Annotated in this window: 9 protein-coding genes and 3 pseudogenes; 7 read left to right on the top strand and 5 right to left on the bottom strand. The window is 66.9% G+C overall.

Annotation, left to right across the window (positions count from 1 at the left end; all coding sequences use genetic code 11):
- Both AB0D04_RS41460 and AB0D04_RS41465 read left to right on the top strand, forming a co-directional pair.
- The coding region (locus AB0D04_RS41460; protein WP_362712590.1) for a TetR family transcriptional regulator C-terminal domain-containing protein at nt 1-336 on the top strand (336 nt) is incomplete at its 5' end.
- 245 nt (nt 337-581) lie between these two features.
- Nucleotides 582-1,121: a putative immunity protein gene (locus AB0D04_RS41465; RefSeq protein WP_362712591.1), complete on the top strand. Its 540-nt coding sequence runs from the start codon at nt 582-584 to the stop codon at nt 1,119-1,121.
- 135 nt (nt 1,122-1,256) lie between these two features.
- Here AB0D04_RS41465 and AB0D04_RS41470 read toward each other — a convergent pair.
- The 3 genes and pseudogenes from AB0D04_RS41470 to AB0D04_RS41480 all read right to left on the bottom strand — a co-directional run.
- Nucleotides 1,257-1,415, bottom strand: a pseudogene (locus AB0D04_RS41470) (transposase); the annotation flags it as partial.
- An 83-nt stretch (nt 1,416-1,498) separates the two neighbouring features.
- Nucleotides 1,499-2,224, bottom strand: a complete 726-nt coding sequence (locus AB0D04_RS41475) for a nucleotidyltransferase domain-containing protein (RefSeq protein WP_362712592.1) — start codon at nt 2,222-2,224, stop codon at nt 1,499-1,501.
- 109 nt (nt 2,225-2,333) lie between these two features.
- Nucleotides 2,334-3,287, bottom strand: a complete 954-nt coding sequence (locus AB0D04_RS41480; RefSeq protein ID WP_362712593.1) for an SDR family NAD(P)-dependent oxidoreductase — start codon at nt 3,285-3,287, stop codon at nt 2,334-2,336.
- Between the two features lie 52 nt (nt 3,288-3,339).
- Between AB0D04_RS41480 and AB0D04_RS41485 the strand changes: the two genes are divergently transcribed.
- Nucleotides 3,340-3,759 carry a MerR family transcriptional regulator gene (locus tag AB0D04_RS41485; RefSeq protein WP_362712594.1) on the top strand — a complete coding sequence of 140 codons (420 nt, stop codon included), beginning with the start codon at nt 3,340-3,342 and terminating at the stop codon, nt 3,757-3,759.
- A 246-nt stretch (nt 3,760-4,005) separates the two neighbouring features.
- Here the strand turns inward: AB0D04_RS41485 and AB0D04_RS41490 are convergent, their stop codons facing one another.
- Nucleotides 4,006-4,185 carry a hypothetical protein gene (locus tag AB0D04_RS41490; protein WP_362712595.1) on the bottom strand — a complete coding sequence of 60 codons (180 nt, stop codon included), beginning with the start codon at nt 4,183-4,185 and terminating at the stop codon, nt 4,006-4,008.
- Between the two features lie 37 nt (nt 4,186-4,222).
- Between AB0D04_RS41490 and AB0D04_RS41495 the strand changes: the two are divergent.
- From AB0D04_RS41495 to AB0D04_RS41505, 3 genes and pseudogenes are all read left to right on the top strand, one after another.
- Nucleotides 4,223-4,576 (top strand): annotated as a pseudogene (locus AB0D04_RS41495) (MarR family transcriptional regulator); the annotation flags it as partial.
- A 278-nt stretch (nt 4,577-4,854) separates the two neighbouring features.
- Nucleotides 4,855-5,471, top strand: a pseudogene (locus AB0D04_RS41500) (LysE family translocator).
- A gap of 33 nt (nt 5,472-5,504) precedes the next feature.
- Nucleotides 5,505-5,963 carry a PaaI family thioesterase gene (locus AB0D04_RS41505; RefSeq protein ID WP_362712596.1) on the top strand — a complete coding sequence of 153 codons (459 nt, stop codon included), beginning with the start codon at nt 5,505-5,507 and terminating at the stop codon, nt 5,961-5,963.
- Nucleotides 5,964-6,413: 450 nt separating this feature from the next.
- On the opposite strand, the gene AB0D04_RS41510 is transcribed toward AB0D04_RS41505, so the two are convergent.
- Nucleotides 6,414-6,914: a GNAT family N-acetyltransferase gene (locus AB0D04_RS41510; protein ID WP_362712597.1), complete on the bottom strand. Its 501-nt coding sequence runs from the start codon at nt 6,912-6,914 to the stop codon at nt 6,414-6,416.
- An 876-nt stretch (nt 6,915-7,790) separates the two neighbouring features.
- On the opposite strand from AB0D04_RS41510, the gene AB0D04_RS41515 reads away from it, so the two are divergent.
- Nucleotides 7,791-8,264, top strand: coding sequence for a hypothetical protein (locus AB0D04_RS41515; protein WP_362712598.1), 474 nt, complete (start codon nt 7,791-7,793; stop codon nt 8,262-8,264).
- Nucleotides 8,265-8,422: the final 158 nt, after the last annotated feature.

Below are 8,422 nucleotides of genomic sequence, written 5' to 3' on the forward strand. Positions count from 1 at the left end.
GGCCGGGCTGTGATGGCGGACCCCGACGACCGGACCCTGTGGCTGGCCACGCTCGAGGCCCTCCTCCAGGCCGAACACTCCGACGATCTGCGCCGTCATCTGGCCGGCGGTCAAGACCAGGGCCGCCGGGGCCTGGCCGCCCTGCTGCTCAGCACGCCCGAGGACGAGATCGACGACTCTGCCGCCCGCACCCTGGGCGCCGCACAGATGGCCCTGTTCACGGGCCTGATGACGCAGTGGCTCACCAACCCCGAGCAAGCCCCCGACGCATCCGAGGTTGTTGCCGGCCTGCGTGCCCTCACCGGCATCGTCAGCTCAGACACCTCGGACACGTAGGAGAGGTGTCCCGTCCGAGGCGTGCCGTCGTTTCACTGGCGTGCCGTCGGTTCACTGCTCACCGGCGTCGTCATCGTCGTCCGGTTCGACCGCCGGCGCCCTGCGGCCCCTGCGCGACCCGGACGCGCCTGGACTCGACGAGGACGAGGACGGAGCGGAGGCTGACGGATGGACGGGCGCCGACGTGGCGGCGGCGGCCACGAACGCCGCCGGGGCAGCGCTCCAAGTAGGGGAGGATCGAGTCCATGACGACTGTGTCTGGTGAATTCGAGTTGACCATGGACGAGCTGCGAGTTGTGGCGCGCTACGTGGCGGAGAGCGCCCAGGAAGTCCTCCCCGTGTTCGAGGAGACCGTTCCTGGTGATCCTCGTCCCCGCGCAGCCCTTGATGCCGCATGGGAGTTCATCAACGGCGCGCCAAGGACCAAGCTGCAGCGCGTCACCTCACTGGACGCACACCGAGCCGCAAAGGAAGCGGGCACCGAAGCAGCACGTCTTGCTGCACGGTCCGCTGGCGATGCCGCATCCGCCGCGTACCTGCACCCGATATCGCGAGCCACCCAGGTAGGACACATCCTGCGCGCCCCCGCGAGTGTCGCGCGCATTGCCGAGCTGAGCGCAGGCGACGACCCCGCGGTCGGAAACATGCTGATCGAACAGGCTCGGCAACGTGCCACGCCGGTATTGATCGCTGTTCTTACCCGTTACCCTCTTGCGCCGACCGCTAAGAATCGCGTTGCGCAACTCATGAGCACCTTGGACGCTTCCCTGCGCGCCTCCGACTGAGAGACCGCCGCACGCGACGCGGCTCCGCCCCAAGGGCAGGGCGCACTGGCTCGGACCGCGTTCTCCCAAATGAACACTTGGGAGAGACAGTCCGGCGGCCGCGTCGCGGGTCTGCTGCCTCTGGTGGACAGGCATGTACAGAGACCCGTGACCACGGCTGTGCTCGGGCGCGAGTGCGAGGTCGAGCAGCGTCCGCACCGGCCCGTCCGTGCACATCAGCGCGTCGCCTAACTCGCACAGCGCGTCGCCCCGTGCGGTCAGACACGCGTACAACTCCGTCCGGAAGCATGACACTTCACGACCGCATCCCGCTTCGAGGCGTGTTCGAGGTCGGGCAAGGCGAGTCTTGAGGCAGGGGCGTTGACTCGTCAGGCGACTCAGGTGCGCCAGCGGTGCGAGTAGCCCTCCCTCAGCGGTCCGCCCTGCAGGTCGAGCACCTGCCTCACGGCAGTCACCAACGGCACGGGGTCGGCGCGTTCGGCCACCGCCTGATGACCGTCCAACAGAGATTCGCCCCGTTTCGGGTCCGCGCTCAGCAGTCTGCGCGGAAGCCATTTACCGATACCCGTCCACGCATTGTGGTGGGCCGTGAGCAGGTGTGCTGCCTCGCGCAGGGTGTGGTCGGCGATGGACAGCTGCTCGTACCGATCAGCCGGCGAGGTATCGACCAGGTCATCCATGTAGCAGGTGAGCACGTAACGGCCGCGCTCCCACTCCTCCGGGGTCAGCACGGGAGGGCCGGCCGCGAGCACCGCTCGCGCCTGATCGCGGGTACGGGCCAGATGGCCGTGCGGGTCGGTCAGGGGCAAGCCCTCGGCGTAGATGAACAGAACGGTCCCGCGGCGACGGGCCCGGTCCCACTCGAAGAACTCGGGCACGTCCGCGACGGTGTTCACGAACAACTCGGCCAGGCGGCCGTCATGGCGGATGACCTCGCGGCGGCTGCTGTCCGAGTCCGGTAAGAGGATGGCCACGTCCAGATCACTGGCCGAGGTGGCGCGGCCCTGGGCGGCCGAGCCACCGAGCGTGGCGCCCAGAGCGTGTGGGAAGCGGGCCGTCACCAAGCGCAGAGCTTGAGCCTCCGCAGTTTGCTGATCATTCATGGGGGTTCATCGTGCCAGCCTCCCAGTGCGTCCTCCACGCATCCTCCGGAACGACGCTAAACGGCAAGCTGAGCCTTCAGCACCCCTTGTCCCAGGCGGTTCGTTTTCATCAGAACGCGTTCAGCCCGGTGAGTCTGCTGGAGAGTTCCCAGAGCCGGGATGCCGAGTCCGGGTCGGTGGCCCAGGGTTTGACTCCGCCGATGAGCATGTCGTCAGTGGCAGCCGGTTCCGCGATGTCGCAGTCCTGGCAGTAGGCCCCTCCCTGGCCGTCGAGCAGAGGTGAGGTTGCCGCCCATACGGCTGTCGCCGCGCCTTGCTCCGGGGTTTTGAAACCGTCGGTCGGCTCGCCGTCCGGGGTCACCCAGCCTTGCGCGAGCCACTCCTCACGAGGGATGTGACGCTGCAATGGCGTAAGGATGCTGCCGGGGTGCACCGCGAAGGCACGCAGGCCCCTGGCCGCACCAAGGCTGTCGAGGTGCAGGGCGAAGAGGGCGTTGGCGGTCTTGGACTGGGCATAGGCCAGCCAGCGGTCATAGCCGGTGCGGAAGTGGATGTCGTCCCAGCGGATGTCGGACAGGAAATGTCCGGACGAGGCAATGGACACCACCCGGGACCCTCCGGAGGCCAAGGCCGGACGGAGGCGGTGGACAAGCGCGAAGTGGCCGAGGTGGTTGACCGCGAAGTGTGCCTCCCAGCCCAGGCCGACACGTGTTTCTGGGCAGGCCATCACGCCGGCGCCGTTGATGAGGATGCCGAGGGGACGGCCGGTCTCCAGAAAGCGTTCGCAGAAGACTCGGACACTGTCCAGGTCTGCCAGATCGAGTGTGTGCACCTCCGTCCCGGGGATGTCGTGCAGAGCCCTTTCGGCGAGGGCAGGGCGGCGGGCGGGGACGATGACATGTGCTCCTGCACGGGCGAGAGCGCGGGTGGTCTCCAGTCCGAGGCCCGAGTAGCCACCCGTGACCAGGGCGGTCGTTCCTGTCAGATCGATCCCTGAGAGAACATCGTCGGCCGTGCTGTGGGCACCGAATCCGGTGCCGATCCTGAGCTGTTTCGTGATCATGCTTACGACGCTAAAACCTAGACTGCACGCTAGGTCAAGGTACGTTGCTGTGATGAGCAAGGACACGGGTGGCCTGCCCATTGGGAGGGTCGCCGAGATGACCGGAATGAGCGTGCATGCACTGCGGTTCTTCGAACGCGAGGGCCTGTTCCTGCGTGAGATCCCGCGCTCCAGTGGCGGCCAGCGGATCTACGAACAGGCAGATGTGGACTGGCTCGTGCTGTGCAGCCGACTCCGAGACTCAGAGATGCCCATCGCCGCGATCAAGAAGTTCGCCGAACTTGTCCGGGCGGGGCCCGGCAACGAGCCGGACCGCCTTGCGCTGCTGCGCGAGCACGAATCCCACGTGCGCGCCAGGATTGACGACCTCAACGCGAGCCTTGAAGTCATCCACGGCAAGGTCGTGACCTACGAGCAGCATCTTCGCGGCGGGACAGCCGTCGGGCTCTGGTCGCCGACACTGTCTCGGTGACCCTTCCCGCCAATTTGGGCGTGTGGCGCACCTCTATCGCGAACGCGCCTTTCGTGGAAGCCATCTCGTGTGAGACACCGAAGCAGGCTTTCTCCAACGAGATGGCAGCTTGCCACTGATCTTCTCCTTGAAGACCCTCAGGCAGATCGGGCCCTGTGCCTGCTCGGCCCGGCGTCCGCGCATGTGGACCGGCCACGCCCAGCTCAGCGAGCTTGGCGTGGCCCGGTTCGCGCTGCTCGGCCCCGTCTACTGAGCCAACTCGGCCGCCTCGTGAGCCGCCTCGGCCTGCCCGCTGCAGAACACCTCCTTGACGAGCCTCTGCTGCGCCTTCTGGAACGCCGCGGCCGTGGCGGCGAAGTCGAGCTCGGCGTCCCCGGTGGTCAGCGAGGCGGTCAGGGTCTTACTGCCGTCGGGCGTGCTGTACATCAGCGCCGCCCAACCGAAAAAGCCGCCGTTGTGGTGGGTCAGCCCGGCGTCCGTCTCCAAGGCGATCGCTTACCTCGACAGCCAGGGCCTCATCCGCCGGGAGCGCGACGAACGCCGCCGCGAGCGCTACGTCTTCGACAACGACGTCTGGTACCAGTCGATGATGGCCAGCGCCCGCGCCACCGCCCACCTCGTCGAGATCGCACGGCAGGGCGTCGGCGTCCTCGGCCCCCACACCCCGGCCGCCGCCCGCCTCGAGAACATGGCCCGCTTCGCCGACTTCGTCTCCGAGAGCATCGCCCGCGCCGCGGAACAGGCCTGCGACATCCTCCACACGAAACCCGAAACGACTCCCGACGGCACCGCCACGCCACGTTCAGATCGCGCATAGACAGCCATCTCGATGGTCACAGCCAGTGGTGCCCGCGCCGGATCAGGTCCGTAGCGACCTGGCGGTATCTCCTTGGGTGATCGGATGGGTGTAGAGGGCGTCGCATCACCGGATTTCTTCCGCCAAGGCGTGACGGGGCATCACAGTGTGGGGGCCGGCCGAACCGGCCGGGAATGTTCACCAGGGCGTTCAGGACCATGGAGTAAATGCGGAAACATTTTCGGGAAGATCGCACCTCATCTCCTCTCTCAGAGCACGAACGTGAGAGGGATCGATCGATGGACACGACGACGGTGGCGGCTTTCCTGGCAGTGGATCTGCCGCTGGTGTTCACCCCAGGCGCGGACTGGGCCTACGCGATCTCGGCCGGCCTGCGGGACCGGTCGGTCGTCCCGGCAATCCCCGGGCTGATAGCCGGATACGTGGGATACACGCTGCTCGCCGTCGCGGGCCTGGTGTGATCGTGGCGAGCTCACCGACCGTTCTCACCGCGCTGACCGTAGCCGGGGCCGCCTACCTGATGTGGCTGGGCTGGGGGGTCCTGCGCCGGCCGGCAATCCTGGGGACGTCCACGGAAACCATCGCCATCTCGCGCGGGCAGATCATGCTCAAGGGCGCCGGGATCAGCGGCCTCAACCCCAAGGCGCTGCTGCTGTACTTCTCGCTGTTCCCGCAGTTCATCGACCCCGGGGAGGGCCGGCCGGTCGCCGCACAGACGGGCCTTCTCAGCGCGCTCCACATGACGGCCTGCGCCCTCGTCTACCTCACCGTCGGCGTGCTCGCCCGCACCGTGTTGAAGACCCGGCCCTCGGCGGCCCGGGCAGTCACCCGGGCCTCCGGTGCCACGATGATCGTCATCGGCGGGGTCCTGCTGGCGGAACGCCTGGCCGGCTGACGAACCCGCTTCACCCCGTACGAAGGAGAGCACGTGGAAGACCAGACGCAGCAGGAACAGGCGAGCCCCGAGGTGCGTAAGCGCATCCAGGCGAGCTTCGACCGCCAAGGGCTGATGGCCCACCTCGGTGCACGGATGACGCACATCGCGCCGGGCCGCGTGCACATCGTGCTCCCGGCTCGTCCTGAGGTGAGCCAGCAGCACGGCTATTTCCACGCCGGCGCCACGAGCGCCATTGCAGACAGCGCGGGCGGCTATGCCGCCTACACGCTGTTCCCCGAGAACACCGAGGTCCTCACGGTCGAGTACAAGATCAACCTCCTCTCGCCCGCCGTCGGCGACCACATCGAGGCGGTCGGGACGGTCCTGAAGCCCGGACGCACCCTGACCGTGTGCCGGCTCGAGGTGTTCGGGTTTCAGGGCGACGGCAAGCGGAAGCTCGTCGCCCATGGGCAGCAGACCCTGATCCGCGTGAACCGGCCAGAGCAGTGAGCCGGCAGCCAGGGGGACGGGGACGACCTCCAGGTCGTCGTCCAGGACCGTCCAGTACTTCTGCCCAGACGGCATCACCACGGGAGACTCCCGCATGAGCAATTCCTGCTTCGAGTCGTGCAACAACTCGCCGCAGAGCCATATCCCCCGAGAACGAGTCCCCGAAGGTCAATGAGCCCCCGTCACACAACACCTGGTCCGCCCCCAGGGAAAGCGGGTTCCCACCGTGGCCGTAGCGGTGGCACAGCTGGTCAGTTGGCTGTACCAACTCCGGTGTCGGGCACGACGCGGTGGCGACACTTCGGGAGCAACGTTCTGGGCCTCGCGGCGACGGCTCACCGGGGCCCCGATCGGGAGTGCCTGCCCAGGCCGATTCTTGTGGCGCGGCCTCGCCACCCGCTACGACAAGACCGCAACCATCTACCGAGCCGGGCTCGACCTCGCGGGCATTTACCTATGGGCCGGACGGTGATCCTCAGGGGTATCCAGGCTCGTCGAGAGGTCCTTTGCGAGGACAACGCTGTCGTAGTTGGTGACGCCCCACCGCCACGTCCCGATCGGCTCATATCGGCGTCGCTGGTACCAGGCAACCAGGTCGTCCGCCGCTGCGGAGGTGTCGATGGCAACGTGCGACAAACCGAGGGCGGCGATCCTGGACTCTGCCAGTGCCAGGAGCCGGTGTCCCAACCCGCTTCCCCGCTGTGAGGGATCCACTGCCAGCTGCCAGAACGATCCCGCCCCCTCCGGTGCGGGATACCCGATGGGCGTCGCGTGGGGAGCGGACACGGTCACGGTCCCGACCAATTCGTCATCTTTGATCGCGACCCAGCACTCACCCTTGCTCAGCCTGTGTCGGGTGTCCTGCGGAGACTGGTAAGAAGCGAAGAAGACCCGCCCGGCTGCGGCGTGGTCCGCGTACGCGCGGTGGAGCAGGAAGGTCAGCTCCTCCACCGAATCACCCTCGTGGAAGTGCCTGACCCGGACGTTCTCCCGCGTACTTGTCTGCGTCCAATCAATGCTCATGCAGGCAGTCAACAGCAGGCAACAGCAGCCCCGAGCGGCGGCTGCACTACGACGGCTACGGCGGCGTCGTGATCCGAAAGAAACGCCCTGGGCTGACGGCGAAGGTGGTGCCGTCGTCGGTGATGTCGGCGATGTCGCCGATGTGAGGCGAACGATGCGGCTGACAGGTGGGGCATAGATCAGAACGAGCGCGGCAACGACGCGGCTTCGCAGAGGCAGGGAGTGGTCGTTGAGGGCCCGGCGGAGCATGGCGAGTCGGCGGTGCCGGTGCAGTGGCGCTTGGTCTGGTGCCCCGAGCTGACCGGCATCACGAACACATCTACAGAATCTTCGGATTGCGTCAACGGTCCGTGAAATCCGTGTTGGGTACAGCAAAGTCGCGGCGGCCGTATGCCTACGCTCCCTGGGCGAGCATTTTTCCCTTCATCCCGAGCCGGTCAATGCCTTGGCGAAGGACTTCACGCCCTCGTCCGAGCGCTTGGACGGCCGTATTAGCACCTTTGCCTCGCGGGCGGAGAACGTGGACGACGCCTTCGGAGTGATGTCCGAGTCCGCCGAGGTCCTGTCGCATGTACGTGGGGATGACCCGTAACACGATGACGTCCCTGCGGCAGCTGAGTGCCGGGCTGAAGCACTATGCCGCTGGTGGCGCGAACCACGCAGGGGAAAAGATCAACGACGGCGGCGGTGGGCACCGTGCAACCGACCGTGGGGGGTTCCCGGATGGCAGCAGATCCCCATCGACGGCATCATCTACGGCGCCGGCAACGCCGCCAACACTGAACTGGGCAGCTCTGACTGACCGTGTTTGAGATTCGCAAGAGCATCAAGAGCATCAAGCGCTTCCGGGACGACCCGGCCTGGACGTACCGCAAGCACGCCCGGGACTACCTCGCCACGTTCGACCGCGGCGGCTACCCGTTCAGCCTCGGCCCCGATGGCCTCGCCATTCGGAATCTGCTCCAGGGCAGCTTCCACGGTCGGGAGGTGAGCCTGTTCCACCTCCGCGCGTGGCAGCACGGCGCCAAGGCACATGTCGCATGGACCTACTCTGTGGCCGTACTCCGCCTTCCTCGCGCACTCCCGGCCACTGCCGTGACGAGTCGCCGCTTGGCAGCATCCCATCGGGTGGAAAAACTCCCCGCGCTCAATCGCACCATGGGGCGCGCAAGAGAATTGCCCGACCTCGGCACCCACCTGGTGCAGGACCACGGTTGGTGCGGCATCCCGCTGTGCCGCTTTCTGAGTTCGCCCCAGGGTCTTGTCCGATGGGCCTGATGGCGCGTTCGGCAACGCTGATCACGTGTTGGCCGGCGTCGCGGCCCGGGTGGGGTGCGGTGTTAGGGCCTGTGTGATGTCGTGATCAATCGGCTACTTGCAGGAGATCTCCGAGCCAGATCATCGAGGCGCGGAGTTCGAGGCCGGCGAGGTAGCTC

Source organism: Streptomyces sp. NPDC048483 (assembly GCF_040651455.1).
Lineage (GTDB): Bacteria > Actinomycetota > Actinomycetes > Streptomycetales > Streptomycetaceae > Streptomyces.